Origin of the sequence: Parazoarcus communis SWub3 = DSM 12120, assembly GCF_003226565.1 — a bacterium.
In the GTDB taxonomy this organism is placed as follows: Bacteria; Pseudomonadota; Gammaproteobacteria; order Burkholderiales; family Rhodocyclaceae; genus Parazoarcus; species Parazoarcus communis.
This window is the reverse complement of sequence record NZ_QKOE01000192.1, coordinates 1-255: the sequence shown is the minus strand read 5'-3', so window position 1 is coordinate 255 and position 255 is coordinate 1. Positions and strand designations below refer to the sequence as shown.

Annotated in this window: 1 pseudogene; it reads left to right on the top strand. The window is 69.0% G+C overall.

What is annotated here, in order from left to right:
* Positions 1–255: pseudogene (locus tag DNK49_RS23700) on the top strand (IS1634 family transposase); the annotation flags it as partial.

Here is a 255-nt window from a genome sequence, read left to right as displayed (position 1 = left end):
CCGGGCTGCGCCGGGTGTTCCGCCGCACCCGCCGCACCACGGACGTGGAAGCGTTGATCCGCCTGATGGTGCTCAACCGCCTGTGCGACCCCGAGTCCAAGCTCGGCGTGCTGCGCTGGGTGCAGACCGTTGCGCTGCCCGATTTCGGGCCGAAGGCGGTCACCCACCAGCAGTTGCTGCGCAGTCTCGATGCCCTGATGGATCACCAGGATGAGGTCGATGGCGTGGTCGCTGGGCTGCTGCGCCCGCTGATCG